Genomic DNA, 25,229 nt, shown 5'->3' with positions numbered 1-25,229 from the left:
GAGTAGGGTGTATCCTTCCCTTTTTATGGGTAATCTTGCCCTACGAACTTGGGCTAAAGGTCGAAACTTTAAGAGAGATTTGAGAGTGATGTGTGGTATAATTGAGTTCTCATATTCAAGATACCCCATCACCTCTTTACACTGTTAAAGTTATGATGGAAGTATCCTACATATCACACCTCCTTAAGAAAATTATCATTATGCGGTCTTTATTGTTTGAGAAAGAAACTCTGCTACATCAATGATGTTAAACACAACTTTGGCATTTTTGCTTTTCCCCAATTTTTTATAGTTGGGTATGCCGTAACCTTTAGAAATATAGGAGTCAATCGTACTATAGGAAATACCAAGCTCTTTAGCCATCTCGGCTTTAGAGAGCGTAGCTTTTCCATAACGGTCTTTAAGGTCGTTATAGATTAATTGTTGTTGAAGTGTCATAGTTTGCCTTTGTTTGGGTTTATAAAGGCAATTATAAAGCTTTCTAGGAATGTTGCATAGATATTTTTTTTATAAATTTACGTAAAAAAATACCTACCTTAATCAGCAAAAACTATTTGATTATTTACTTGTAAATGAAATAAGTCTGGGTAGTGCTTAAATACTGTATTCTTATTTATACTTGGCAATAAAAATTTTGATAAAGATAATGTTTGCTTTACACTAAGTCCAAAGTATGCATTGGATATTGCAATCGTTGGTATGTGTGAACGATACTTTATTGAGTCACATAAATATATTAGTTCTTCTGCCAACTCTATTTTCTCAATACCTACTTTGAACTTTTTAAGAGTCTCTAGGTTTTCCTCATACTTTTTTTTGTCTGTTTTATCGATTATAGACAATATGCCTTCAGATACAGAAGCGTTAATTAATCCTACAAGAAGTCTTTCAAATATTGGTTTGTTTGTGTATTTCGAGTCTACAACCCTATCATCATAAAGAAAAGATAATGGATGATTTTTTGTCTTAAACTGTCCTAGTGCTTTATTGCTATCTGATACTTTTAAAAATAAATCTTTTATATGCATTATAGTGTTTAACATATCTTGTAAAGGAACTTTTTTATTAATAATACTTTCATAAAGTGACAAATCAATATTTTCTATTTGCAAAGTAGCTTCTTCAAAAGTATTATTAAGAACTGTCTGCAGTGATTCAATGTTGTTTTGCAAGGCTTCGCTCAAATAAATTTTATCAATTATTGAGTTAATTGAGTTAATATAGTTTTCATATATGCCGGACTCATGTGCATATTCCATTTCTTCATACATAAACTCTTCACTAAACATAGGTACTTTTTTACATATTTCACACATAGTTTTTACTAAATAGTTTTTAGCAAAATCCATTATTAAATCATGTCTATGTTCAAAACTTTGTTTACTGAGCATATCCGATAAAACTTCTTTTACACCTTCATGCTCCAATAAATACCATGTTGTTCTGCTAAGAAATGACATTGTGCTCATCATCATAAGTTCAATCATGTCTGATAGGTCATCAGTTATACCATCTTCATCCATGAACTCGTTTAAAAAACTAATAACTGGAACCCTAACTAGTGGGATAAGATAATAGCTGACACCTCCCTTGTCTCTAGGAATATTGACTTTTAGAGAAATTATTACTTCTTCAGTAGTATCTTCCTTAGTTGTCAGTTGTTCGAGTTCTTCATTCGTCCATTTATCTATATTCCACTTAAAAGCAAAAAGTTCTTCAAGTTCTTCGTCTATAATTGATTTCATCTATAGAGTCCTTTCACAGCTTCTATCCCTTGGTCTGGTGCTAGCTTTGCATATCTCATCGTTTGGGCGATGTCTGCATGGTTCATTAAGTTCTTGATAGTAAGTATTGGTACACCTGCTATGGCTAACTGTGAAGCGAATGTGTGTCTAAGTGTATGTATCACTACACGGTTTTTAAAATCCCTAATCTCAAGTCCTTTGTTAAAGAGTCTATCAAGTATCTTTTTTAAATGCCTTTGTATCGTTCTTGAAGCAGTTTTCTCTTCACTTCCACCCACAACATAGTCATTTGCTTTTAAAGATTTTATATGGACTTCTAATACTTGTTTATACTCGTCATCATAAAAGCCTGTGTATGTACCCCCGCTCTTAAGGTCTTTTATAGTTACGCTATTAGTATCGAGTTTAATATCTTTCTTTTGAATATTCAGTACACCCTCAAGTCTTGCTCCTGTCATGAGTGCTAACTTTACAAAGTGATATAACACATCATCGTCTTTTATCTCATTAGTTAATTTCTTCACTTCATCAAGAGTAAGATATCTTTCCCTCTTATCATCAGTCTTTAGCTTCTTAACACCCGTACATGGATTTATGAGCTTTAAATCCTTTTCTTTAATACTGTGGTTAATGATGGCACTTAAGAGCTGTATTATCCCGTTAATGGTCTTTGGTGCTTTCATTTTTGCTTTAAGTGCTTTTTGAAGATTAGTTATATCTGCCTTTGTAATACTGTTTATGTCCTTAGAACCTAAAGAGGGCTTTATATGGAGATTGTAACGACCCTCTTGTTTCGTGTTGGCTTTGTTCTCATGCGCTTTATCTTTGAAGTAAACATCTGCAAGATTATCAAGGGTAGTGATATGCTTCTTTTTTCTATGTTCTTGGGGGTCAACACCATGTTTGATTTTATTGATGAATGTAGCACGTTGATTGTAAGCGAATGTTTCGGTGATTCCATTGGATTTTTTACCAACGGTATAGCGTATAAGTTTACCTGTATTATCTTTGTAAGTAATGGAGTAGCTTATATCTCCATCCACTAATTGATTGAGATAAACACCTGTATATTTTTTTGACTTTATACGTGACATTTTAGCCCTTATATTGGTTACCTATTGGTTACCATTTATTGTGATACATGAGACTATTATATGAAAGTTTGGTTAATGAAAGATTTATATATATCCCTTTATATAGGGGCTATAGAGGTAATTTGTAAAACTTTAAGGAAGTATGTAGAATTGTATAAATAGAATCCCTCACTGTCCGCCATTCAAAATAAACTTCCCAAAACAAACTTTTTAATCTAAATATAGATTTTATATTTCATTTACTCTATTGACTGATTTCCAGATCTTATCCATTTTAATTTATAGTATAAAAGTTGATATGCTGAAAAAGACGTTGCATAATAAATAATCTAGTTTTGTTCTAATGTTCTATATGCATTCCACCTCAGGAGAAGTGGAACGAGAGAAGCTTCTTTATATCCATCCCACTGCCTTTAAATGATAAAAGTTAAGTTGACATTATTACGAATATCGTATATAATGTAATAAAAAGGAGAGAATTGTGACTAAAAGTGAAATAAGCAATATCCTAGATATTCCACTTACAACACTGTACGATTGGGAAAAAGAAGATCACCCTAGAAATAAACTTTACAGGTATCTCTCCAATACAAGTAAAAGTGTTGCTACAAAGATTCTGAATAAGAGAAGTACACACCGTATTTTACATATCTTGAACAGAAATATTGCAGATAACTATAAATATACGATCGAGGAAGTAAAAAAAGCATTTTCAAAAGATGAGTATAGCCTTGTAACACAGAGAGAGAAGATTATATATTCAAAGTTTTTTAAAGAGTGTGACGAGGAAGATCTAAATGATCTGGTGGAAAATTTGAATGTTTCTAAAAGAGATATCAAACGTATCTATAAAGATATGCCTGAACGTGCCTTACCTGGTGTTGCTAAAGTATGGGATAGAAGATTTAGATTAAGTAGTAAAGCACCAAATGCAAGTACTCTCAAAAAAGCAGTTCATACAGATTTTGCAAAGCAATATTTAAATAAAAAAAGTACATTAGAGAATGTATGATTTTCAGCTTCAAGAGGAGATGCTTGATATCTCTTTGGAACTGCTTAGAGATGTTGGTATAGATGCACCGGCAGCTCTCGGTGGAGGAACTGCACTTAGTGCCTTCTATTGGCAACATCGTTTCTCTACAGATATAGATATTTTTATATACAGTAATGAAAAAAATGTTCTTAATAAAATTGATCCAAGAAATACAGATCAGGATATCAAAGCAAGGCTTTCCAGAATCAATTATAAGGATGATCTTAAAAAACACCCAATATATACAGAAATAGCTATTGATAATAATAGCAAGATGCAGTTTTTTACAGTCAATGGTTTTACCGCTACCCCATATTCACAGGTTAGATTATGGGGTAAAGAGATACTTATTGAAAGTATTGAGGAGATTATTGCAAAAAAAGTTTACTACAGGTGTGGAGATGCCAACTCGAGAGATCTATTTGATCTAGCCGTTGCCATCTATAAAGATCCTACTATTCTAATCTCAATCAATGTAAAAAAAGAGAAATTGGAGAGACTATATGATAGTGTTGCTACAATATTTGAAAATGAAGAGCTCATGGAGATCTACAAATTAGAAATAGAGATGATGAAGCCTGTGGAAGAGTATATTGATATAGCTAGAAATGGCATTATGTATTTGAAAACGTTTTTAGAAAATTATATTTCAGGGCTTGAGATGAATATACCAACAATGGAAGAGTATTGTGAAGAACTAAAAGAGTATAGTTATAAAAAGTAATAGATCAATTATGTTTGGCAGAGTCTGCCAGATTTGTACGTCATTTGTTCGCCAACAGCTAACTGTTTTTTTAGAGAGTACCGAATTTTTGAATCCCTCATCCACTACCACATCAATTCCTAAAACAGATACTTCCAGACTAACCAATTTTTGACTCTCCCCAAATTTATCCCGGTTTTTGCCGGAAATTAAGTACCGTCCGCTCATTGGAGGTCGTGCATCCTCTCTTAGACTTGGTAGAGAAAAAGTAACAGTTGCTGTTGAATAGGGTGGGTAAATGTGCCTTTGGTCATTTGTTATTTTGTTTTATCTGATATAGTGGCGAACAAATATGAAGATTTGAGTACGCATAGGCAGACGGTTGATATAGAGAGTTAGTTGTTGTCATATTCAAATGTGTGCACGTTTTTAAGATAAGGAAACTCTATGGAAAAGACAAACAAAACCTCTGCAAGGGTAGAGACGCTCAGCGACCTTGCGAGACTGGCAGATTATTCACTCATGGACAGACTGAGCGCTGACCCGGAGGCGACTTCAGACGGAGTGGATCATGCGCCGCGACAGGTCTTCAGCGGACATTTTGTTCCCGTCAACCCTACACCGATTGAAGACCCCGTCTATATCGCTCACAGTGAGAACTTCTTTCGTGAACTCGGATTTAGCGACGCTTTGGCAACATCAGAGAATTTTATGAAAATGTTCTCCGGCGATAGCTCGCAACTTCCCGCGCCGATGCGTCGGCATAGTTGGGCAACAGGGTATGCACTCTCCATCTACGGGTCTGAATACTATGAGCAGTGTCCGTTTCGAACGGGAAACGGGTATGGTGACGGTCGTGCCATCTCCATCCTTGAAGCGGTGATCAATGGACAGCGCTGGGAGATGCAGCTCAAAGGTGGCGGTAGAACACCTTATTGCCGGGGTGCGGATGGTCGTGCCGTCCTGCGTTCGAGTATTCGCGAGTTTCTGGCACAAGAGCATATGCATGCCCTGGGTGTGCCGACATCACGCTCTTTGACCCTCTACACCTCCAACACAGAGACGGTAAAGCGGCCATGGTTTACCAATGGGTCATACTCAAGAGACCCAGAAGTCATGATCGATGAGGCCGTTGCTATCACCACACGGGTTGCACCTTCGTTTCTTCGGGTAGGGCAACTCGAACTTTTCGGCCGGCGTGCCCGTAAAAATGAGCATCCAAAAGCGATGGAGGAGCTTGAGCAGATCGTGCTGCACCTCATTGACCGTGAGTACAGTGACGTCATCGATGCAGATCTGCCTATACAGGAAAAAGTCCTCCTGCTGGCACGTGAGTTTCGAAAACGGCTCACCTCGCTGGTAGCAAACTGGATCCGTGTCGGCTACTGTCAGGGAAATTTCAACAGTGACAACTGTGCCGCAGGCGGCTTCACCCTTGATTATGGGCCATTCGGGTTTATCGATATGTTTGACCCGAGGTATCAGCCGTGGACGGGCGGCGGGGTTCACTTCTCATTTCTCAACCAACCGCAAGCTGCCGAGCGTAACTTTCATATGTTCTGCCTGGCGTTGAAACCGCTGCTGGAGTCGAGTCAGGATGCGCTGGATCAGTTGGATGAGATAAGAGAGGGATTCCCTCAGGTCATGCAGGGACAGATGATAAAGATGTGGGCTTCCAAGCTTGGACTACAAACGTTGAATGCATCACTCTTCAATAGACTTGTAACGCTGATGATAGAGACCTCTGTCGACTATACGATCTTCTTCCGCGAGCTCTCTACGGTACCTGAGGATATCTCTCCACTCACTAAAAGCTTCTACGGTGACTCCGTATCGGATGAAAAGATTTTAAAAAGTTGGTCGGAGTGGCTGGAACAATGGAGATCACTTATCCATACTACAAACCCTGCCGACATCAATGCCACTTCGGATGAATCACGTGAAAAGCTTTCAAACAAAATGAAAGCTGTTAACCCAAAATACACGTTGCGGGAGTGGTTCCTCGTCCCTGCCTATCAACAAGCTGCCAATGGAGACTATACGCTTATCAAAGAGTTGCAGGAAGTGATGACAAACCCCTATGCGGAGCAATCCAAAGAGATAGAGGAGAGATACTATAGAGCCAAGCCCTCTGAGCTCTTTGACATTGCCGGCATATCCCACGTCAGCTGTTCGTCGTGATTATAAAAAAATAGCAAAATGAGGAGTATCTCTGGGGGATAAGAGATGCCCAAATAGATCTCTTGACAAACGGGGACGTTATAAAAACGCTTACCCGAACTTCAATCCTCAAGCAGTTGTATTCTGATATTGCTGCGACGCATTGCTTTGGAATTTCTTGCATACATTTTAAAGCATAGAAGGAGAGCCAGCACTATCGTGCTGATCACAATAAGACTGACCAGGTATTCAGTGAAATGTTCGTGAAAACCGATCCACACTACAGCGATCGCTCCAATGAATATGAATGTGTATAATAACTTCATAGCTACCCTCCTGATACAACAGATTATAATGATTGTAGCATCTTGGTCGATTACTTGAAGATAATATGTCATATTGAGATATTATGGTTTGATTAGTAATTTAACTGGTTCCATATCTCTTGATATAAAATGAGAGAAATGTAGAGTGTATGTCTATAAAACATACTCCCATTGTTTAAACATCTCGCTGATCTTTTTCATATCATCATCTACAGAAAGATTTACTATTTTATAGCCTTTTTCCAGATAAACTTTGATCTTCATAAGGACTCCTTTTTTAGCTTACTACAGGTTTACTGGTGATCCTATCATAGTAATATGCATGAACTGTTCTATCTGCTTTTTTTGTTCCTACGTTGTACGTGGTAACGAAGAAAAAGAGTAAATTTTTACGATTTAAAGGGGTAGTATTTGGTCAGGTTGATCCCAAACTCTTTTTCACGAATGAGTAGCGGAGCAAGGATATCAAACTCAAATAAAGCTTGAAGAGTATGGTCAATAGTTAACTCCTCGGCATGACAATTGAAAATATCCATGAGTTCTCCGGCGATCACATCAGCACGTATCTCCTCCATACCGGCATCCAGTAGACAGGTCGTGAAGAATTCTCTAATGACCTTCAATCCTTTTGCTTTTGTCTGCGGCGGTGTATAGGGGACACTCATGATCTCAACGATGGTATCGGGTAAGACTTTTCCCGTTCTTGCCGACATAAGCCTGGCTTGTTCTATATAGGTTTCCTGTAGTTCTTCATACCTTTCATACTCTCTATCTATCGTTTGGTTTGAGTCTATCTCTTCATAAATAAATTGATGAAAACTGTAAACATAGACAAGAACGGACTGAACCGCACCTAACTCAGCCTCATTTCTGATCTCAAAGGTGTCGCTGTCATCTATCCGCCTGCCGGTGATCTCATGAATGGGTTTTAACACCAACGTTTTCTTCTGATCAAATGTTGTAGCATCCTCTTTGATCCATTCTCTTCTTCTCTTCGGTTTTTCGATTTCAGCTTTTAGATCAGTTTTCATTTATATAACCTTTTCGCAGTTTCAGCCCTGGCCGGATGCTCATTGGGAAATTTTCATTTCCTATAGAGATAAGGAGCCCATGCCCATGGCTTTATCTCAGGATAAGCGTAGCTTTTAGACTTCGAACGTTAAAAAATTTTAACATATGACTATTAGATAAAGATTAAAAAATAATATAATTTATGATGATTTTTTATGCAAAGTTTTAAAGGATACTTTCTTGTTACCATTGTAGCCGTGATAACAAGAGCGAGTAACCATTACAACTGACGGTTCATTTGTGTATCGGCTATAGGCGGTAAGCCGAACATCCTTGCATACTCCCTGCTGAATTGTGAAGGGCTCTCATATCCTACTTCGAAAGCAACCTGTGCCGCCTCGATATTTTGGGAGATCAAAAGCTGTCTTGCCTCCTGCAGGCGGAGATTTTTTTGAAACTGTAACGGACTCATGGCAGTGATCTTTTTGAAGTTATGATAGAGTGATGATTCACTCATGCTCACTGAACGTGCAAGTTCTTTGACATTAAGGGGTGATTTATACCCGTCCTTTATCTTCGTAATGGCCTCTACAACACGTTGTTCCACACTGCCGTCTCTCACGTACTGTCGGAAAATATACCCACCATCATCACACATGACCGTATAGAGGATCTCTTTGATGATCAAGGGTGAAAGTACAGGAATGTCTTCTGTGGAATCAAGCAAGCTGACAAGACGGGAGACAGCTTCAATCAACCGTTTGTTCATCTCTCCAAAATAGAGCCCGCTTTTCGCAGTGCCGGTATGGTTTGGCCTGGAGGGTATATCTTTGAGTACATCGAATATCTGTTCCATGGTAAAAGTAATGGTAAGTCCTGCATAGGGCTTTTGAGGCGATGCTTCTGTGATACGCACACGTGCCGGCATATGTACTGATGCAAGCAGGTATTTGTCGGGATCATAGGGGATGAGCTCCTCACCGACTCCTACCTCTTTGGCCCCCTGGACGATGATACAGAGAGAGGGTTCATAGACAGTCGCAAGCATATCTGTCGGCTCGGTTTTGTAATAAAAGCAGAGCTGCTCCATGGGAGTATAGATCAGGTTCTCATCATGGTAGGCTGCTTCGATCTTGTTTTTAATCTCTTCTTGATAGCTTTTAAGTGCTTGATTGGACATAACATACTCTTTTTTTTGACATTATACACTATTTGCAGAATTAGGCAATTATGAAGAAGAATCGTTCTATCACAAATATTTATATTGTGTTATTATATGACTATATCGGTGCTGTGATCAACAGTAAATAAAAAGTGAGGAGCTCACGATGGATACGCTAACCAATGACGAGTCACGCAGAGATTTTATCAAAAGATCGGCAGCCCTGGGGGCAGGTTTGGTCTTTATCGACCCGACTGCACTCTTTGCAGATAATAAAGGAGAAATGATGAACGGTACTATTAAGACAAAAGGATATGCAGTATTTGATACCAGTGGTGTGTTCAAACCCTGGGAGTTCGAGCGGCGGCCTGTGGGGGATAATGATGTGTTGATCGATATCAAATATGCGTCGATCTGTCACTCTGACATCCACCAGATGAAAGGCCACTGGGGACCACAGCAGTACCCGCAGGTTCCTGGGCACGAGATCGTGGGGATTGTCAAAGCAGTAGGTAAGAATGTCACCAGGTTCAAAGTAGGTGACAGGGCAGGTGTGGGATGTATGGTCGATGGATGTACGACGTGTGAGAATGAAGAGCAGTATCAGAGCGATACACTCTTTACCTACGGCTACCCTGATAAGAGGGAACCGACAGGGATCTCACAGGGCGGATACTCCCAAAGTATCGTTGTGAGAGATCACTTTGTCGTACATATCCCTGAGAATCTTGACTTCAAAGTAGCCGCACCGCTTCTGTGTGCAGGGATCACTACCTATTCGCCGATCATGAAGTTTGATCTCAAAAAAGGAGACAAGGTCGGTGTAGCAGGGATCGGTGGTCTTGGACATATGGCGATCAAGCTCGCTGTTTCCAAAGGGGCGGAAGTTTATGCCTTTACGACAACAGCAGATAAAGTAGAGGATATCAAAGGTTTTGGTGCCAAAGAGGTGATCGTCGTAGAGGATACGAAAAAGCTCTATGAGCATGCAGGTAAGCTGGATTTTATGATCTGTACGATCCCTTATCAGTTTGATGTAGCTCCCTATGTCGCTACGGTCAAACCAAAGGGTTTCTTTACCTATGTAGGTATGCCTGAAAAATTTGAGATACTCTTGAGTAATCTCGGATTAGCTGCAAGCAGGGTCAATTTCAATGCGTCACTGATCGGCGGAATGAAAGAGACACAGGAAGTGGTGGATTATTGTGCTGCAAACAAGATCTACCCTCAAATCGAGATGATCGAAGCCAAAGAGATCACAGAGGCATGGAAAAAAGTGGAAAACAGAGAGGCTAGATATCGATACGTTATCGATTCTGCGACCATTTGATAGAGTAGCGAGATGGCAAAAATATTCATCACCGGATCCTCGGATGGACTTGGACTTTTAGCTGCCAAAATGCTCATGGAGCAGGGGCACGAAGTCATCCTTCACGCCCGCAACACAGAGCGGGCAAAGGATGCAAAAATGCTGCTGCCTGAAGCCAAGTGTGTACTGATCGCTGATCTCTCAGATATGGAGGAGACGAAACAGCTTGCCGAAGAGCTCAATGCACTGGGTCCATGTGATGCGATCATTCATAATGCCGGTGTCTATCAGGCAGATAGGCCCACTATTTTTGCGGTTAACGTCCTTGCCCCCTATATCCTTACGGCTATGATCACCAGACCCCAAAGGCTGATCTATATCGGTTCAAATATGCATCCGCAGGGCAGTGTGGTGACGAATGCTCTCTCGTTGGAGACGGGCGTCAGCTATTCTGATTCCAAGCTGCAGGTACTGACACTGGCAAAAGCCGTGGCACGCAAATGGCCGGGTATCTATGTTAATACGGTAGACCCGGGATGGGTACCGACCAAAATGGGCGGCTCCGCTGCAAGAGACGATCTGGATGAAGGTGCCGGAACACAGGTTTGGCTGGCATCAAGCGAAGATGCACTATGCAGCGGACGGTATCTCTTTCATAGGAGAGAGGTACCTTATGATTCCCGGGCAGATGATGAAGATCTACAGGAACAACTGATCGCACGTTGTGAAGAGATAAGTGGTATCAAGCTTCCTGCCTACTAAAGAGTAAAAGGAGAATTTAGTGATGAAATATATGGATAAAAAAGCGTTTGAAAAAGCCAATATGTTTGGAACAGGCGTTCCCAATGAGAACTATGCCCAGTATTTTGTGGGAGACTCCTTTCTTAACTTCTTACTGAAACCGGGGGAGTCCCCGCTGATCATGGCGAATGTCACGTTTGAACCGGGATGCCGAAACAACTGGCATATCCACCATGCCAAAAGCGGAGGAGGGCAGATACTGATCTGCACGGCCGGAGAAGGGTGGTATCAGCAGGAGGGAGAAGAGCCTGTCAGTCTTAAGGAGGGTTCTGTCGCTTATATCCCGACCAGCGTAAAGCATTGGCACGGTGCCAAGGCTGACAGTTGGTTCAGTCATATCTCTGTTGAAATACCGGGCAGTGAAACAAGTAATGAGTGGCTTGAGCCTGTCTCTGATGCGTACTATAACAATCTCAAGGACAAAGGATAAATAATGAGAACCGGATTTATCACTTTTTTGTTTTCCCTCTTTAGTGTCACTTGCAGTTTTGCAGCCCAAACAGGTACTTCTAACATAAAAGGAGCCGAAGCATTGGATGCAAGAGAGCAGGCTATTATTACCATCTCAGCCTTTACGGCAAACGGCGATATAGAGAGACTTAAACCCGCTTTGGTTGCAGGGCTTGAAGCGGGACTGAGCGTCAACGAGATCAAAGAGATACTGATATAACTCTACGCCTATGCAGGTTTCCCCCGAAGCCTCAATGCGATCAATGCTTTTATGGCAGTGATGCAAGAGCGAGAAGCCAAAGGGATCAAAGACACTCTTGGCAAAGAGGCCTCACCGCTCCCAAAAGATATGAACAGAGATGCATATGGCGCTGAAGTCCGACGGAAATTAGCCGGATGGAGCGAGGAGCCTCCTGCACAAGGTTATCAGCTCTTTACTCCTGTGATGGACAGCTACCTCAAAGAGCATCTTTTTGCCGATATCTTTGCCCGTGATGTACTGAGCCACCAAGAGCGGGAGCTGGTGACCATCTCGGCATTGGCAGCGATGAGTGGCACAGAAGGGCAGTTGATGTTTCACCTGGGTGCAGCGATGAATTTAGGAGTTACGATTCCGAAGATGTATGCATTCATTGCCGTAGTGGAAGAAAAAGTAGGCCAGGATGAAGCAGATATAGCGAAGCAGGTCTTCTCTGAGCTCTTGAAACATAGAAAATAATTGACATGAGGGAGTGATAAATGAAACCATTGATCTCAGGGATCATTTTTGTTTTACTGATGATTCCCTTGTTCGCTACAGATGGAGAAAAAATGCAAATCACTGTTCACGCAAATGGAAATATCACGGTCTTTCGACTGAACAATAGTCCGGCGGCAAAAGCGCTTTACGATCAATTGCCCTTGCGTATTGAGGTTGAAGACTATAGTCATAATGAGAAGATCTTTTACCCACCTAAACTACTTGATACAAGTAACACACCCTTGGCAGACGCGAAGAGCGGAACACTTGCATACTATGCCCCGTGGGGGAATGTTGTGATGTTTTACAAAGATTTCGGAAAGGCCAGCGGTCTCTACGAACTGGGTGATGCGGTATCAGGTGTTGAACATATTCAAGATATCTCCGGGAGTATAGAAATCAAAAAAGATCAATGATCATCCAAAGAGGTATTGACTTTTTGAAGTAACGTTAAAAACTGATCCGCTTCATCTTTGTCTAACTCTTTGATGAGTTCCTGATTGACCTCTTTTGCAAAACGGGTAAGTTTTTTGACTAAAGAGAGCCCCTCTTGTGTAAGTAAGATATTTTTCTTTCGTTTATCCTCTTGGGATTGTACTCTTTTCAGATATCCCTTTGATTCGAGTCTGTCTATGAGTCTTGTAACACTCGCTTCATCCCCGTAAACGTATTTCAGCAGTTCTTTTTGCGTTGTGGTAGTGTTTTTATAGAGATTCATAAGAATACTGAATTGTAAATGTGTCAGATCGTATTCCTGAATTCTGGACTCGATCAGTCTTTTGATCACAACAGATATACTGATAAAGTGATAGCCATAAGACTCTTGAAAGTTAAATTCTTCTTTTCCCATACCTTATTATAGCATGTTAAATAAATTACTTGCTATTAACAAGTTTTTAAGTTTCCGATCAATATACTTGTATTTAACAAGTAATTAAATTATCCAGGAGTTAAAAATGTCAAAAAGAAATGTTCTTATCACAGGCGGAGCAAGAGGTATCGGTGCGGCAGCAGCTAAAGCGTTGGGTCAAAACGGTTACAGGGTGTTTATCAATTATGTCAATAGTACACAGGTAGCAGATGAACTGGCGAAAGAGATCAATGAGAGGGGAGGAGAAGCCTATACTCTCCAGGCCGATGTAAGAGATGAGTCACAGATCAAAGCGATGTTTGAAACAATCAAAAATGAGCATGGCGGTGTCGATATACTCGTTTCCAATGCCAATATGCACTTTACACAAAAGCCTTTTGTCGATCAGACATGGAGTGAATTTTCCCAAAAGCTGAATGATGAGATGCATGCCTCTTATGTGTGTGCCAAATATGCGGCAGAGTCAATGATCGAAAAAAGGTTTGGCCGTCTTATCTTTATATCAAGTACGTTATCTGAGAGCCCTGCACCGGGTTTCATCGCCCATGGGTCTGCCAAAGGAGCGCTTGATACCTTCAGCAAATATCTGGCACAGGAGTTGGGTGCTTATGGGATTACCTCAAACATCATCGCACCGGGGCTGGTTTTGACAGATGCAACAGAGGGTGCCCCTGAAGAGTTTAAGGAGTTCATCAGATCAATGACCCCTACACAAACGATTTCAAAACCTGAAGATGTGGCGAATGCCATCGGCTTTCTGGTAAAAGAGGAGAGTAGTCAGATCACAGGGACCTATCTGTCTGTCAGCGGAGGTGCTTATCTCTCTTAGATTTGGTACACACCGAAGAAACACATAGGGGATCCTATCCGGATCAATCACCATGCGGTGTTTGAAACATACTACAGGTTGATCCGCCTTTTCCTCTTCCGGCCCTGAGGCCGGCATCCCATAGATAGAGTTTATACGCTCTCACTTCCCCGGTTTTGCCATTCGTTTCATATATTTGGAGAATCAGGCAATCCTGATGGATTATCTTTATAGCGCGTTCTGTAAGGATGGGCTATAATACCATCTATAAGAATATGGAGATGAAAATGGTCAATTTTAGCTATAGAAACCCAACAAGAATAGAGTTTGGAAGAGGCAAAGAAAACGAGATCGGTGCGTATATCGCTGAAGAGAAGGTAAAAAAAGTGCTTCTTACCTACGGTAGTGACCGTATCAAAAGAGACGGCCTGTTCGATGTCGTTGTCAAAAGCCTTGAAGCAAATGGTATCGAATACGTTGAGCTGGGAGGAATCGTCAGCAACCCGGTACTCTCAAAAGTGTACGAGGCAGTAGAGCTGGCGAAAGAAGAGTGTGTTGAAGCGATACTCAGTGTCGGCGGCGGTTCTGTGCTGGACAGTTCAAAGGCTATAGCGGCCGGTACGCTTTATGACGGTGATGTGTGGGACTTCTTTATCGGGAAAGGTGTGATCCAAAAGGCACTGCCGGTATATGACATCATCACCCTTGCAGCAACCGGTAGTGAAATGAACACGTTTGCCGTGGTCACGAACGAAGCAACGAAACAAAAATACTCTATCGCTTCACCACACCTTTATCCAAAGGTTTCCGTCATCAATCCTGAGCTTCAAAAGTCTGTCTCTAAAGAATATCTGGTCTACTCTGCAGCGGACATTATCGCACACTCTATCGAGGGGTACTTTACCGCCTCGTCACATCCGGATATCATTGCTACGTATATCGAAGCGAACATTGCTACGGTCATGAAAACCACGGAGACACTTTTATCAGATGAGGATGATTATGATGCACGTGGAGAGTTTGCTTGGGCAGCGACACAGGCCCTAAATGGCACGACCTATCTGGGAGTTGAAGGATATAGCTTTCCAAACCACATGATCGAGCATACTCTTTCTGCACTTTTCAATGTACCACACGGTGCTGGACTTTCGGTTATTATGCCTGCCTGGATGAAATGGTATGTTTCACCAAATGAAGGTCAGTTCAAACGTTTTGCACAAAACCTGTTCGGACTTTCCGGTGCAGTGGAAGGGATAGAAGCCTTGGAGGCATGGTTCAACAAAGTCGGTACACCGACCAAACTTTCACAACTCTCTATCAAAGAGAGTGACCTGGATGCGATCGTGGAGAATGCATGCGAGCATGCAGGCGCTTTCGGACTGGCTGAAATCTATACGAAAGAGGTCTTAAAAGAGATTTTGGAAAAAGCGTTGTAAGCGGTAAAACCAAACATATCTCATGATTGAAACCTTATAAATATATCACTTTATAAGGTTTTCATCCCTATCTTGTATTTTCCTTCCCCCTTTCTCTTCTCAAATGCACAATTAATAGGCAGGTAAAGAGCGCTGATAGCCTATGAAAAAGCTAGAATGAGACAAATGATATATGTGGGAGAGAACGTGAAAGAGCTCTATATATTTAAAGTAGGTGAAACGTTTGAAGATACCAAAGATCACCTGGGTGATTTTGACGACTGGGTGGGAGACTGTGTCACTGCAGAAGATATCACGATCAAGACGGTAGATATTTTGAAGGGAGAACCTCTCCCTTCTCTGAGTTCTACGATCATGGGAGTTGTGATTACCGGGTCCCATGCCATGGTGACCGAAGAACACCCGTGGAGTCTAGCCGTAGAGGAGTGGATCCGCCAGGCGACAAAACACCCTGTCGGAATACTTGGCATATGCTACGGACACCAACTGATAGGAAAGGCTTTAGGCGGCAGGTCGGATTTCAACCCAAATGGCAAAGAGATTGGTAGCGTAACGGTTGTTACCACCCTTGAAGCCAAAGAAGATCCTCTTTTTAACAACGCTCCTGGGATTTTCAATGCAAATGTTACCCATATGCAGAGTGTTCTAACGCTTCCGGAAGGTGCGGAAGTGTTAGGGTACAACAGCCATGATAGTCATCAGATCGTCAGATACGGCCAAGGTATCTGGGGTGTACAGTTTCACCCTGAATTTGATGTTCGGATCATAAACGCATACATTGAAGAACAGAGAGAAGATCTTATTCAACTGGGTTTCAGTCCTGAAATATTAAGAGAAAAGGTCACTGAAACAGCATACTCCAATACTCTTATCGATCAATTTATAAGAGTATTATCGGATAAAGAGCTGTTTGGATAGAATGGTATCTTTCCTGTCATCGTGAGGAGATAGATCCCGTCGGCAGGGAGTATCCCCGTTCTATACTTATGCCATGACTTCTGTCTCAACCCCAATACTTATGATTAATATAATATAAAAAGATTTGAATTTTATATAAAATAAAGTAAAAATATTTTATATTGGAAGTGTAAGATAACTGAATACCTGGATAAATAAAAGTATTCAGTGGGACTTTACAACATTTAGTTGAAAGATTCCCGCCCACTCAAATAAAGGCCTGTCTCTTTTAGCTAATCATACATTATTTTCTATCCAGGATACTGCTTAGTAGAGTATCGATAGAAATAGAGTGTAGGAAATTGCAGCAAAAGTTTAAGATTCCCGCCCGCTCAAATAAAGGCCTGTCTCTTTTCACCAGTAATCTATGAATTGTTCTGCAGAAGATACTTCTTTCATAGAGTGTTTGTAGAAGAATCATGTAGGAAATTTACAACAAGCGTTGGAAGATTCCCGCCCACTCAAATAGAGGCCTGTCTCTTTCCCATATATTGATGATTCAAAAGGAATTGATATGAAAAAATATAAAGAAGATAGATGGCTATATAGATCTATAGCGTTGATCAAAAGTTCACTTTTCGCCGTATTTTTGGTACTGGGATTTGGAACACAGGCAACAGCATGGGTACACCCTGACTACAGTACTAACCTGTTTGAACTGGATGGAAATATCACAGACGATACGACTCCCGGTGATGACTGGACGAATGTTAAGAATGGTACATCGGGTGCATTTGCTACGACTGATGGTATTTTGGAGGATGGATTAAGTCTGAGTATCTTTACCGGTGGCGGATCTAAAGATATTCGTGATATTCCACTATGGAAATGGACTCAGGGGTCCGTGCCGGATAAAGATGAGATCCTGCATGCCGCAGCTGCAGCATATAATGTAGAGGTCAATGGGAGCGATAATGAATTGATCATCTACCTCATGGGTGACCGCTATTCAACAGACGGTTCAGCGCAGATGGGTGTCTGGTTTTTTCAGGAAAATGTACGTCTCAATCATGATGATGGCACGTTTATCGGGAAACACCAAAATGGAGATGTCTTGATGTTGGCAGAGTTTACGCAAGGGGGTGTACAGGCAAATATCAAACTATATAAATGGGATGATACCCAAAAGAACAATCTATTCCTCTTCTGGGAAGGGCAGGGAGACCCTGATACTTACTTCTATGCTCTCTCAAATGGAGAAAATACACCGGCATGGAGTACCTATACGCCAAAAAGCGGTACACCCGGAATCTATCCTCCGAATTCCTTTTTTGAAGGGGGAATTAACCTGAGTTGGATTTTTGATGATGAAACACTTCCATGTTTTAGCAGCTTTCTCATGGAGACACGTTCTTCCCACCGTGCGAATGCCCAGCTTAAAGATTTTGTACTGGGTGAGTTGAATACGTGTAAACTTGAGGTCGCGAAGGTCTGTGTATCCTCTGAAATCAATACAGCGGACTATACTTCGTTGATACATACCTATGAATATAATGTAACCAATAGTGGGTTTGGAACCATTGATGATGTGACATTTAGTGATGATGCCGGAACACCAAATGATACAAGTGATGACTTCGATTTACCTGCATCCGGCCCATTGGCTATAGGTGAGACATATATCGGTGATCCGTATACCAATATCAATAGTAAGAATCCGCCAACCAATAGAATCTATGCGACAGGACATATCGGGGATTATAAGATGGCAGCAGTGTGGGCAGAGGCTACCTGTGATCCTGTTGATATAGATGCGAACATCTCTGTGACAAAAGAGTGTGTCCAATCACTCACATCCACCGATGAATCAAATGCAACGATAGGGTATGTCGTGGTACGTATAGATTATAACGGTATCGTATGTAATGACAAAAATGGTACTAAACTGGTGGATGTGAATGTGACAGATGATGTTTCAGGAGAAACGTTTGGTCCATTCGATCTCTATCCCGCAGATGATGCCAATCTCAGTAATACACGTAAGCGATGTGAAGAGTACTCCGGTTTTTATTATCCCTCTTCTACTACCAAGGCGTGTGCAGTAAACAGCAGTCATACCAATACGGTTACAGCAACGGGTAATGAAGCCCTGACGGGTAGCCCGGTGATGGATATGGCTACAGCAACATGTAAGCTTTGTGATGATGAAAACTGTACGGAACAGACTCCGTAGCCTCAGAGAGATTAAGTACTATCAGAAATAGCCAGGTACGAAATGGTACCTGGTTTTCCAGAGGTTCATATAGACTGTAGGTTTGACGTGATATGAGTTTACTGCTTGCCGGGTCATCTCCATTTTTATTTTCCTTTTACTTGAGCTTTAACTCATATGCTTCCTTCGATTGAAACCTATAAAATCACTTTTTAACATAAGGTATCTCATTCAGAAGAGAGATAAGCATTCACTGGTTTCAATCTTCATGTGGAAAGAATACGCCTATCATGAGATGGTCCTCTATCCACTATTTGACAGGATCATGTATTATCACGTTATGAAAACTTATATTATCACTGGGATGATAGAAATAAGTTAAACTTATTGACATATATGCTAAAATCAAAGCATAACTACAAAAAAGGGGGTATGTTTTGGGGTTCTTCAGTTGAAATAATTTTATCGATGATCAGGAATTGTCTTGGATCAGAGTCCAATACTCTTTGGAGCCATTCATTTACTTCAAGAGTATATAAATGGCTTATACGATAAGAATAAAAGAAATGAAGAGCTAAAACATAAAAAAAAGATGATACTTGATATAGTAATAGAAGAACACACTAAGAAATTCGGAAAAGAGCCTGTTATTGTTGACTCACATTTACGTGACCATGAAACACTGATAAACCTGATCATGGATGCAATAGAAAAAAATAAACCATATGATGAGCTGGAAGAAAGTATGGAAGAACTAGAAGAATAAAACATCGCTTCCCGGTTCTTATTGACTCCTGTTGTGCGGCGTATGTGGTATAAAAGCACAGATGTTCTATGATCTCTGCAGAAAGGTGGAGAGGGCATGCTGTAGGCTTCAAGCAGCAGGATACTCTCAAACTTGATGAAACTCTCTTTCGTGATAGGAGCCAGGTGAGGAGTTTATTTTTTATTTATACTTCTTTGTTAATATCTGTACGAGTTTGATCTTTTAGGTTCTTCTTACATTCATTTTCTTTTCCTTTTACTGGGCCTTAAGTCAAACTCTTATTTTATACTATTACTTAAAATTCTCTGCATACGATCCCTGTCCTCGTGCGTTCTCTATTTAATTCGCATAAAATGACTCTTAAATCCATGCATTGCATCTGTTTTACCGCTCACTATTAAGTCTACTGTCACTATAATCCCGGGAAAAAACAGCATGATAAAAATTCTCCTCGACAAAAACAACAACACTTCCATACTTCTCGCCGGTATACTGGCTATCGTGGTAGGTATCGGCGTGGCACGGTTCGCTTTTACTTCACTTCTTCCTTTTATGCTTGAGGACTTCTTGACGCTCTCCTATGCAGGGGTTTTGGCCTCATTGAATTTTGCAGGTTATCTGGCAGGTGCTATCTTTTCTATCTTTATCAAAGATATCAACGCCAAAGTCAAGTACTTCAGGATAGGTATGGTGCTCAGTATCCTCAGTACACTGGTACTGGCGTTGAGCACGAATGAAACACTGTGGCTTGTCTCCAGGGTGATCGCCGGTTTCGGCTCTGCGATGGTTCTCATCGTCGGCGGTGCGATCGTGATGGTGAAGTTGAATTTTGAGAGTAAAACAAAAGCAATGGGTATACACTTCAGCGGTATCGGTTTTTCTATCGTGATATCCGAGCTCATCAGCCAGACGGTTCTCAAAGAGAGCACGTGGCATGAAGCCTGGCTTGCGCTATCTCTATTTGCTTTTATCGTTACTTTTTACTCTCTGCATATATTATCGTTTGATAAAGCGCTCAAAAAAGAGTCTGTCAAACATCCTCTCTCCAGATCCATCTTCTCTACCTATGTGATCCTTCTGATCCTGGCTTACTTTACCGAAGGTGTGGGGTTTGTGGTACAGGGGACTTTTCTGCCCGATATTATCAACTCTCTTGAAGGACTGGAAGGGTACGGGAACCTTGGGTGGCTTATTGTAGGCATTGCAGGGATTCCCTCTTCGATACTCTGGATGAGATGGGCGCACAGTTATGGCAGTGTCAATGTCATCATCATCGCTATGGCACTGCAGATCGTAGGTATCCTTATACCGGCATTCAGTACGAATATCATACTGAACCTACTCAGTGGCGCGCTTTACGGCAGTACCTTCATCGGTCTTGTCGCACTCTTTTTAAATCTCGGCGGTCAACTCGCCGGGAAAAATCCGGTCGTCCTGATGGGAGCCATGACAGCAGCTTACGGGATAGGGCAGGTGGGTGCACCGCTCTACAGTGTCGCTCTGATCGATCATTTCGGTGATTATAATGCGACGCTCTATGTCACGGCATCGATCGTCTTTGCCGGGATAGTGCTTCTGCTCTGTGCAAAAAGGATCGAACCCGCAAAGGTGTGATCAGGTAGTAGGGTTTTAAAGGGGTTTCTCTCGTTACACTGGTGCCCATCGTAATAACACGTATAGAATATGAAGTTACATGAAATTTTTTACTACTCTTGACTATACAAGATCGGGAACGAGAGAAAGGTTTACAGTTTTCTAGTAATCAATTTTTTCTTTTGTTATAATATCTCTAGACTAAAAGGGAGAATAGTTTGGAAAGTATTGTTTGTCCTGAATGCAATAGTAAACTCAGCTATACAAATTTAAGATATATAGGATTGGGCCTTATTTTTATTGTGAATCCACTCATTAGTTTATTTTTTTATTACCTTTTTGGAACATCTTCAGCTTTATTACCAAGTTTCTCAATATTTGTATTAGGAATATACTTTATTTTTACAGGCAGAAGGCATTTTTATAAATGCTCAAATTGTGGATATACCAATAGGGTTTAAACAAAAGTTTAATATTGAATTATCGACAGTTAAAAACCTTATAAAATATATAAGTTTATAAGGTTATAAGGTTATTATTTTGGTAGCCTCTACCAGATTTGTATGTCAATTGTTTGCCAACGGCTCACTGTTTTTTATTGTATGCCGTATATACTGGCTTGGCGAGAGAGTAGGGTGGTTTTCGACAGCCTCACGATGAACGTGATTTTATATCTCTCTATCAGTGGTTCTTGTCCGGAGCCCATCCGGAATCCGAAAATGCGTGGAGATGCTATGCTTCAATGCACGTGGGCAAGGATCTCTTCGATCGCTTCTTTCTCCAGTGCCTGAAGTTCGGTCACCTCTCCTTCGAAGGTGAGTGTGAGTCCTGCAAAGGGATGGTTCGCATCAAGAATGGCATACTCCTCCCCGATCTCTGTCACCAGATAGATACGCTTCTCTCCCTCATCCTCCTCTTCTGTTTCCATCTCCATCCCCACGAAAATATCTTCAGGAAGGTCACTCAACGGAACTTCTTCAACCAACTCATCCCGGTAGACTCCAAATGCTTCATCGGGAGCAAAGGTTGCCTTAAAAAGGTCACCTTCTTTTTTCCCCTCCAAAGACTCTTCCAGTGCGCTGAACACATGGTTGTAGCCGCCATGGAGATAGATAAGCTCATTATCCTCAGGGTTCAGGCATTTCCCCTCTTCATCCGTGATACGATAGTCCAGACAGACCAGAACATCCTTTGTGATCTTCATAATTCAGTGCTCCATTTTTTGCACATTGTAGCAGATTTTTACCTCTGAAAGAAGCCAAATAGGGTATTTGTGGTGTTTTTGTTTGTTGAGAAGAGGAAGTGACAGTGAAGAAGAAAATCCTGGATCACTATCGTTTATCTTGGAGAGATAGATCACAGTTGATTCTGTTTTTCCCTTTTTGCTTGGCGGTATCTAAAAGTTTTTGTGCTTTTCTATAGACCACATCTGCAGAATCCTCTTGATCCGGCTCTAAAACAGTGATCCCCATAGAGACAGTCAGGTAAGGAGTGACCGGAGAGTTAATGTGTTCTATATTCAGTGATTCCACGCACTGACGTATCCTTTTCGCAAGAAAGATGACGTCATTACTTTTGGTAACATTGAAGAGCATGGCAAACGTATTGCCATCAAGTCTAAAGGTATAATCATTCGGACGATTGAAGGCGTTTTTTATCATATGGGCGATTTTTTTCAGAGCGTCATCGCCTGCATTTTCACCGTATGTTTCATTGTACTCTGTGAAATGGTCAATATCTATCAACCCGAATGAGAGCAGCTGGTTATTCCTCTTGGAGATATTGATCATCTTGGGAAAAACATCATCGAAATAGACTCTGCTATGCAGTTCGGTCATCCAGTCGGTGATACTGATCTGCTCAATGATCTGTTTACTCTCCGTAAGTGCTACTTCCAACTGCTTCTGCTCGGTAAGGTCACGGTAGAAGACCGTAATCGCTTGGACTTGATTCTCTTTATCACGCAGAGCACTGTAGCTTACACGCATAAATCTGAAAGCTTTGTCATTAAACTTGATCCATCTCTCATACGATATCTCTTTACCCGCATAACACTCCACAAGCTGCGGTTTGAGTACAGTGTTGAAGGTATCACTTCCTATGATATCCTCAAGATGTCGGTTTATGATCTCCTCGCTCTGTGTATGATACGCACTCAGGTAGGCTTCATTTGCAAAGATATAGTGATATTTTGTATCGATCACTGCGATCTGGTCATCCGAACCATTCAATATTTGATAACATAACGCTAGATCCTGTTCCAAGTCCTTCTCCCTTGTCTGTTCCTCTTGTTAAGATTTTCGCTTATCCCAACTTTAGACCATATTAAGTAATATACCATAAATTTGATCTTATTTAACTGCATGGTTTTGAAATAATTTAGGAAAAAAAGAACTGAAAACGGGTTGTGAGGTAGGTTAGGCTATTATTTCGTATATTGATTAAAAAGAGTAGTATGAAACTGTTATATCCACTTAATATCCAAAATGAATTTGTATTCAACTCATCTCCCCGAGACTTTACGGTTGAGGAGATACCTCTCTATGAGTTTACAGGAGAAGGAGAACACCTAATCCTGAAAGTAAGAAAAAAAGAGCTGACTACCTGGGAGATGATCGATATCCTCTCGGGTTATGTAGGAATTAAACGCAAAGAGATCGGATATGCAGGACTCAAAGATAAACATGCAATGACCATACAGTCTGTTTCTCTGCCAGCCAAGTTTGAAGAGAAGATTGCTGCATTTGAACATCCTCAGATCAAGATCCTTGAGACGATAAAGCACAACAATAAGATCAGAGTAGGGCATCTCAAGGGCAACCGTTTTCAGATACGTCTCAAAAAGGTCTTGGGGCTTCAGAAAGAGAAGCTTGATTCCGGACTGAAATGGATCAAAGCGAACGGTGTACCAAACTACTTTGGAAATCAACGCTTCGGTACAGACGGTACGAACTGGATCGACGGTAAAAAGATCCTGGACGGTAAACTCAAGATCAGAGATAGGAAAACGCGTGAATTTCTGATCGGTTCTTACCAATCCTATCTCTTTAACAATTGGCTCTCTAAACGGATGGAGCTGAACCTGATGCTTGAGAAGTTCAGTGAAGAGGAGACAGAAACCTTTATGAACCTTCCTGAAGGATCACTGAAGGGGGCGAAACAACAACCTCATTTCTACAAGCTGCTTGAAGGGGATGTGATGATGCACTATCCTTACGGACGTCTCTTCGAAGTAGAAAATCTGCAGGAAGAGGCGGAACGTTTTATGAGCAAAGATATCGCACCGACGGGACTGGTACCCGGAAGTAAAACCAAAAGGGCTTCAGGTGCAGCCGGAATGATCGAATCCCAGTTTGATGAGGAGATGAACCTTTACGGTGCCAGAAGGTATGCATGGATACAGGTCACGGATGTGAAAGGAAAATATATTGAAGAGAAAGCACATTACGAATTGAGTTTTACGCTCCCGAAGGGATCGTATGCGACGAATGTGCTTGATGTATTGCGCGGTAAGTCTTTGGAAAACTGAAGCAGACCTCCGGGTGTATGATGGATCAGAGGGATACAAACTCTTTTTCCGAGATTGCTACGATCCTTCTCTCCATTCTATTGATCTCCGCAACCAGTTTTTTTGAAACCTCTTCCATATTCTGGAAGTATTTTTTTGCTAATACTTTCGCATCCTCGGTAATTTTTTTCTTTTTCCCGAAAATTTTGCTAAAAAAGCCTTTGGACTCTGTCTCATAGTAGATCTTATAGATGTTCAGATAGATATCATGCAGATCGAAATGCAGTTGTTCGATGGTATTCATACACTCCATAGGATTATTTTGCATGGCATTGAGCTTTTGTGCATCGGTATAGAACCATTTGCCAAATTGACATTGCGTAGAGTTTACAGGGATCGAACCCTCATCGATCTGAAAACCCGATATCAGTAACTTTGCACGTTGTACCCAGTTAATATGAGCAGCTTTGGCAGCACGTAGCTGATCTAATATTTCACTTTTTTCCATTTTATCTATCCTTGAATATAAATATTATTTATATGATAGTATCACTCTTGAGATAAAATGTGAGTCCTATTGGTTCAAATGTGAAATAAAATGTCTA

26 protein-coding genes are annotated in these 25,229 nt (G+C 41.0%); 16 read left to right on the top strand and 10 right to left on the bottom strand.

Translation table 11 applies throughout. From position 1 onward, the window contains the following. Positions 1 to 198: 198 nt before the first annotated feature. The 3 genes from AC4JOV_RS06865 to AC4JOV_RS06855 form a co-directional block, all read right to left on the bottom strand. Complete coding sequence (locus AC4JOV_RS06865; protein ID WP_229938326.1) at positions 199 to 438, bottom strand: helix-turn-helix transcriptional regulator; 240 nt, start codon at positions 436 to 438, stop codon at positions 199 to 201. 98 nt (positions 439 to 536) lie between these two features. Next, positions 537 to 1,745 carry a hypothetical protein gene (locus AC4JOV_RS06860; RefSeq protein WP_229938327.1) on the bottom strand — a complete coding sequence of 403 codons (1,209 nt, stop codon included), beginning with the start codon at positions 1,743 to 1,745 and terminating at the stop codon, positions 537 to 539. After that, positions 1,742 to 2,839, bottom strand: a complete 1,098-nt coding sequence (locus AC4JOV_RS06855) for a tyrosine-type recombinase/integrase (RefSeq protein WP_229938328.1) — start codon at positions 2,837 to 2,839, stop codon at positions 1,742 to 1,744. Before AC4JOV_RS06855 ends, AC4JOV_RS06860 begins: the two co-directional genes overlap by 4 nt. Before the next feature lie 481 nt (positions 2,840 to 3,320). On the opposite strand from AC4JOV_RS06855, the gene AC4JOV_RS06850 reads away from it, so the two are divergent. The 3 genes from AC4JOV_RS06850 (at position 3,321) to AC4JOV_RS06840 (ending at position 6,756) form a co-directional block, all read left to right on the top strand. After that, on the top strand, positions 3,321 to 3,851 hold the full coding sequence (locus AC4JOV_RS06850; RefSeq protein ID WP_229938329.1) for a hypothetical protein: 531 nt from the start codon (positions 3,321 to 3,323) through the stop codon (positions 3,849 to 3,851). Then, a complete protein-coding gene (locus AC4JOV_RS06845; RefSeq protein WP_491522122.1) occupies positions 3,844 to 4,596 on the top strand; it encodes a nucleotidyl transferase AbiEii/AbiGii toxin family protein in 753 nt (250 codons plus the stop codon). The genes AC4JOV_RS06850 and AC4JOV_RS06845 overlap by 8 nt, the downstream gene beginning before the upstream one ends. A 426-nt stretch (positions 4,597 to 5,022) precedes the next feature. Then, complete coding sequence (locus AC4JOV_RS06840) at positions 5,023 to 6,756, top strand: protein adenylyltransferase SelO (protein WP_229938331.1); 1,734 nt, start codon at positions 5,023 to 5,025, stop codon at positions 6,754 to 6,756. A 101-nt stretch (positions 6,757 to 6,857) separates the two neighbouring features. Here the strand turns inward: AC4JOV_RS06840 and AC4JOV_RS06835 are convergent, their stop codons facing one another. The 3 genes from AC4JOV_RS06835 to AC4JOV_RS06825 form a co-directional block, all read right to left on the bottom strand. Continuing rightward, entirely contained in the window at positions 6,858 to 7,061 is a 204-nt protein-coding gene (locus AC4JOV_RS06835; protein ID WP_229938332.1) for a hypothetical protein, read from the bottom strand. A 389-nt stretch (positions 7,062 to 7,450) separates the two neighbouring features. Further along, the gene (locus AC4JOV_RS06830) at positions 7,451 to 8,092 is read right to left on the bottom strand and encodes a hypothetical protein (RefSeq protein WP_229938333.1); all 642 of its coding nucleotides are present in this window, start codon (positions 8,090 to 8,092) and stop codon (positions 7,451 to 7,453) included. 260 nt (positions 8,093 to 8,352) lie between these two features. Then, complete coding sequence (locus AC4JOV_RS06825) at positions 8,353 to 9,252, bottom strand: AraC family transcriptional regulator (RefSeq protein WP_229938334.1); 900 nt, start codon at positions 9,250 to 9,252, stop codon at positions 8,353 to 8,355. A 148-nt stretch (positions 9,253 to 9,400) separates the two neighbouring features. Here AC4JOV_RS06825 and AC4JOV_RS06820 point away from each other — a divergent pair, with 148 nt between their 5' ends. The 6 genes from AC4JOV_RS06820 to AC4JOV_RS06795 are packed head-to-tail and all read left to right on the top strand — an operon-like array spanning position 9,401 to position 12,949. Beyond that, positions 9,401 to 10,564: an NAD(P)-dependent alcohol dehydrogenase gene (locus AC4JOV_RS06820; RefSeq protein ID WP_229938335.1), complete on the top strand. Its 1,164-nt coding sequence runs from the start codon at positions 9,401 to 9,403 to the stop codon at positions 10,562 to 10,564. Positions 10,565 to 10,576: 12 nt separating this feature from the next. Further along, complete coding sequence (locus AC4JOV_RS06815; protein ID WP_229938336.1) at positions 10,577 to 11,305, top strand: SDR family NAD(P)-dependent oxidoreductase; 729 nt, start codon at positions 10,577 to 10,579, stop codon at positions 11,303 to 11,305. A 22-nt stretch (positions 11,306 to 11,327) separates the two neighbouring features. Next, positions 11,328 to 11,774 carry a cupin domain-containing protein gene (locus AC4JOV_RS06810; protein ID WP_229938337.1) on the top strand — a complete coding sequence of 149 codons (447 nt, stop codon included), beginning with the start codon at positions 11,328 to 11,330 and terminating at the stop codon, positions 11,772 to 11,774. 3 nt (positions 11,775 to 11,777) lie between these two features. Beyond that, on the top strand, positions 11,778 to 12,014 hold the full coding sequence (locus tag AC4JOV_RS06805) for a carboxymuconolactone decarboxylase family protein (protein ID WP_229938338.1): 237 nt from the start codon (positions 11,778 to 11,780) through the stop codon (positions 12,012 to 12,014). Positions 12,015 to 12,065: 51 nt separating this feature from the next. After that, positions 12,066 to 12,512, top strand: coding sequence for a carboxymuconolactone decarboxylase family protein (locus AC4JOV_RS06800; protein ID WP_229938339.1), 447 nt, complete (start codon positions 12,066 to 12,068; stop codon positions 12,510 to 12,512). A 20-nt stretch (positions 12,513 to 12,532) separates the two neighbouring features. Continuing rightward, entirely contained in the window at positions 12,533 to 12,949 is a 417-nt protein-coding gene (locus AC4JOV_RS06795) for a cyclophilin-like fold protein (protein ID WP_229938340.1), read from the top strand. On the opposite strand, the gene AC4JOV_RS06790 is transcribed toward AC4JOV_RS06795, so the two are convergent. Continuing rightward, positions 12,943 to 13,383, bottom strand: coding sequence for a MarR family winged helix-turn-helix transcriptional regulator (locus tag AC4JOV_RS06790; protein ID WP_229938341.1), 441 nt, complete (start codon positions 13,381 to 13,383; stop codon positions 12,943 to 12,945). The two genes, AC4JOV_RS06795 and AC4JOV_RS06790, sit on opposite strands and share 7 nt — an antisense overlap. Positions 13,384 to 13,489: 106 nt before the next feature. Here AC4JOV_RS06790 and AC4JOV_RS06785 point away from each other — a divergent pair, with 106 nt between their 5' ends. The 6 genes from AC4JOV_RS06785 (at position 13,490) to AC4JOV_RS06760 (ending at position 21,137) form a co-directional block, all read left to right on the top strand. Beyond that, complete coding sequence (locus tag AC4JOV_RS06785; protein WP_229938342.1) at positions 13,490 to 14,233, top strand: SDR family NAD(P)-dependent oxidoreductase; 744 nt, start codon at positions 13,490 to 13,492, stop codon at positions 14,231 to 14,233. 266 nt (positions 14,234 to 14,499) lie between these two features. Next, entirely contained in the window at positions 14,500 to 15,648 is a 1,149-nt protein-coding gene (locus AC4JOV_RS06780; RefSeq protein WP_229938371.1) for an iron-containing alcohol dehydrogenase, read from the top strand. A 156-nt stretch (positions 15,649 to 15,804) separates the two neighbouring features. Continuing rightward, on the top strand, positions 15,805 to 16,566 hold the full coding sequence (locus AC4JOV_RS06775) for a glutamine amidotransferase (RefSeq protein WP_229938343.1): 762 nt from the start codon (positions 15,805 to 15,807) through the stop codon (positions 16,564 to 16,566). A 553-nt stretch (positions 16,567 to 17,119) separates the two neighbouring features. Beyond that, positions 17,120 to 18,778, top strand: a complete 1,659-nt coding sequence (locus AC4JOV_RS06770; RefSeq protein ID WP_229938344.1) for a hypothetical protein — start codon at positions 17,120 to 17,122, stop codon at positions 18,776 to 18,778. Between the two features lie 463 nt (positions 18,779 to 19,241). Then, entirely contained in the window at positions 19,242 to 19,523 is a 282-nt protein-coding gene (locus AC4JOV_RS06765) for a hypothetical protein (RefSeq protein ID WP_229938345.1), read from the top strand. Between the two features lie 435 nt (positions 19,524 to 19,958). After that, positions 19,959 to 21,137: a YbfB/YjiJ family MFS transporter gene (locus AC4JOV_RS06760; RefSeq protein ID WP_229938346.1), complete on the top strand. Its 1,179-nt coding sequence runs from the start codon at positions 19,959 to 19,961 to the stop codon at positions 21,135 to 21,137. Positions 21,138 to 21,855: 718 nt separating this feature from the next. Here AC4JOV_RS06760 and AC4JOV_RS06755 read toward each other — a convergent pair. Continuing rightward, entirely contained in the window at positions 21,856 to 22,320 is a 465-nt protein-coding gene (locus tag AC4JOV_RS06755; RefSeq protein ID WP_229938347.1) for an FKBP-type peptidyl-prolyl cis-trans isomerase, read from the bottom strand. A 127-nt stretch (positions 22,321 to 22,447) separates the two neighbouring features. Next, the gene (locus AC4JOV_RS06750) at positions 22,448 to 23,380 is read right to left on the bottom strand and encodes a sensor domain-containing diguanylate cyclase (protein WP_229938348.1); all 933 of its coding nucleotides are present in this window, start codon (positions 23,378 to 23,380) and stop codon (positions 22,448 to 22,450) included. Positions 23,381 to 23,571: 191 nt separating this feature from the next. Here AC4JOV_RS06750 and truD point away from each other — a divergent pair, with 191 nt between their 5' ends. After that, positions 23,572 to 24,645, top strand: coding sequence for a tRNA pseudouridine(13) synthase TruD (gene truD / locus AC4JOV_RS06745; RefSeq protein WP_229938349.1), 1,074 nt, complete (start codon positions 23,572 to 23,574; stop codon positions 24,643 to 24,645). 25 nt (positions 24,646 to 24,670) lie between these two features. Here truD and AC4JOV_RS06740 read toward each other — a convergent pair whose 3' ends face one another. Beyond that, a complete protein-coding gene (locus tag AC4JOV_RS06740) occupies positions 24,671 to 25,132 on the bottom strand; it encodes a CZB domain-containing protein (protein ID WP_229938350.1) in 462 nt (153 codons plus the stop codon). Between the last annotated feature and the right edge of the window lie 97 nt (positions 25,133 to 25,229).

It is taken from the genome of Sulfurovum sp. MH2-6, from assembly GCF_058374785.1.
The sequence above is the reverse complement of the archived record's forward strand: the minus strand, read 5'-3'. Positions and strand labels throughout refer to the sequence as shown.

Bases quoted from the DNA above. Each gene is read 5' to 3' on its own strand.
- AC4JOV_RS06865 (WP_229938326.1), bottom strand. From the start codon at position 438: ATGACACTTCAACAACAATTAATCTATAACGACCTTAAAGACCGTTAT.
- AC4JOV_RS06860 (WP_229938327.1), bottom strand. From the start codon at position 1,745: ATGAAATCAATTATAGACGAAGAACTTGAAGAACTTTTTGCTTTTAAG.
- AC4JOV_RS06855 (WP_229938328.1), bottom strand. From the start codon at position 2,839: ATGTCACGTATAAAGTCAAAAAAATATACAGGTGTTTATCTCAATCAA.
- AC4JOV_RS06845 (WP_491522122.1), top strand. From the start codon at position 3,844: ATGTATGATTTTCAGCTTCAAGAGGAGATGCTTGATATCTCTTTGGAA.
- AC4JOV_RS06840 (WP_229938331.1), top strand. From the start codon at position 5,023: ATGGAAAAGACAAACAAAACCTCTGCAAGGGTAGAGACGCTCAGCGAC.
- AC4JOV_RS06835 (WP_229938332.1), bottom strand. From the start codon at position 7,061: ATGAAGTTATTATACACATTCATATTCATTGGAGCGATCGCTGTAGTG.
- AC4JOV_RS06830 (WP_229938333.1), bottom strand. From the start codon at position 8,092: ATGAAAACTGATCTAAAAGCTGAAATCGAAAAACCGAAGAGAAGAAGA.
- AC4JOV_RS06825 (WP_229938334.1), bottom strand. From the start codon at position 9,252: ATGTCCAATCAAGCACTTAAAAGCTATCAAGAAGAGATTAAAAACAAG.
- AC4JOV_RS06820 (WP_229938335.1), top strand. From the start codon at position 9,401: ATGGATACGCTAACCAATGACGAGTCACGCAGAGATTTTATCAAAAGA.
- AC4JOV_RS06815 (WP_229938336.1), top strand. From the start codon at position 10,577: ATGGCAAAAATATTCATCACCGGATCCTCGGATGGACTTGGACTTTTA.
- AC4JOV_RS06810 (WP_229938337.1), top strand. From the start codon at position 11,328: ATGAAATATATGGATAAAAAAGCGTTTGAAAAAGCCAATATGTTTGGA.
- AC4JOV_RS06805 (WP_229938338.1), top strand. From the start codon at position 11,778: ATGAGAACCGGATTTATCACTTTTTTGTTTTCCCTCTTTAGTGTCACT.
- AC4JOV_RS06800 (WP_229938339.1), top strand. From the start codon at position 12,066: ATGGCAGTGATGCAAGAGCGAGAAGCCAAAGGGATCAAAGACACTCTT.
- AC4JOV_RS06795 (WP_229938340.1), top strand. From the start codon at position 12,533: ATGAAACCATTGATCTCAGGGATCATTTTTGTTTTACTGATGATTCCC.
- AC4JOV_RS06790 (WP_229938341.1), bottom strand. From the start codon at position 13,383: ATGGGAAAAGAAGAATTTAACTTTCAAGAGTCTTATGGCTATCACTTT.
- AC4JOV_RS06785 (WP_229938342.1), top strand. From the start codon at position 13,490: ATGTCAAAAAGAAATGTTCTTATCACAGGCGGAGCAAGAGGTATCGGT.
- AC4JOV_RS06780 (WP_229938371.1), top strand. From the start codon at position 14,500: ATGGTCAATTTTAGCTATAGAAACCCAACAAGAATAGAGTTTGGAAGA.
- AC4JOV_RS06775 (WP_229938343.1), top strand. From the start codon at position 15,805: ATGAGACAAATGATATATGTGGGAGAGAACGTGAAAGAGCTCTATATA.
- AC4JOV_RS06770 (WP_229938344.1), top strand. From the start codon at position 17,120: ATGAAAAAATATAAAGAAGATAGATGGCTATATAGATCTATAGCGTTG.
- AC4JOV_RS06760 (WP_229938346.1), top strand. From the start codon at position 19,959: ATGATAAAAATTCTCCTCGACAAAAACAACAACACTTCCATACTTCTC.
- AC4JOV_RS06755 (WP_229938347.1), bottom strand. From the start codon at position 22,320: ATGAAGATCACAAAGGATGTTCTGGTCTGTCTGGACTATCGTATCACG.
- truD (WP_229938349.1), top strand. From the start codon at position 23,572: ATGAAACTGTTATATCCACTTAATATCCAAAATGAATTTGTATTCAAC.
- AC4JOV_RS06740 (WP_229938350.1), bottom strand. From the start codon at position 25,132: ATGGAAAAAAGTGAAATATTAGATCAGCTACGTGCTGCCAAAGCTGCT.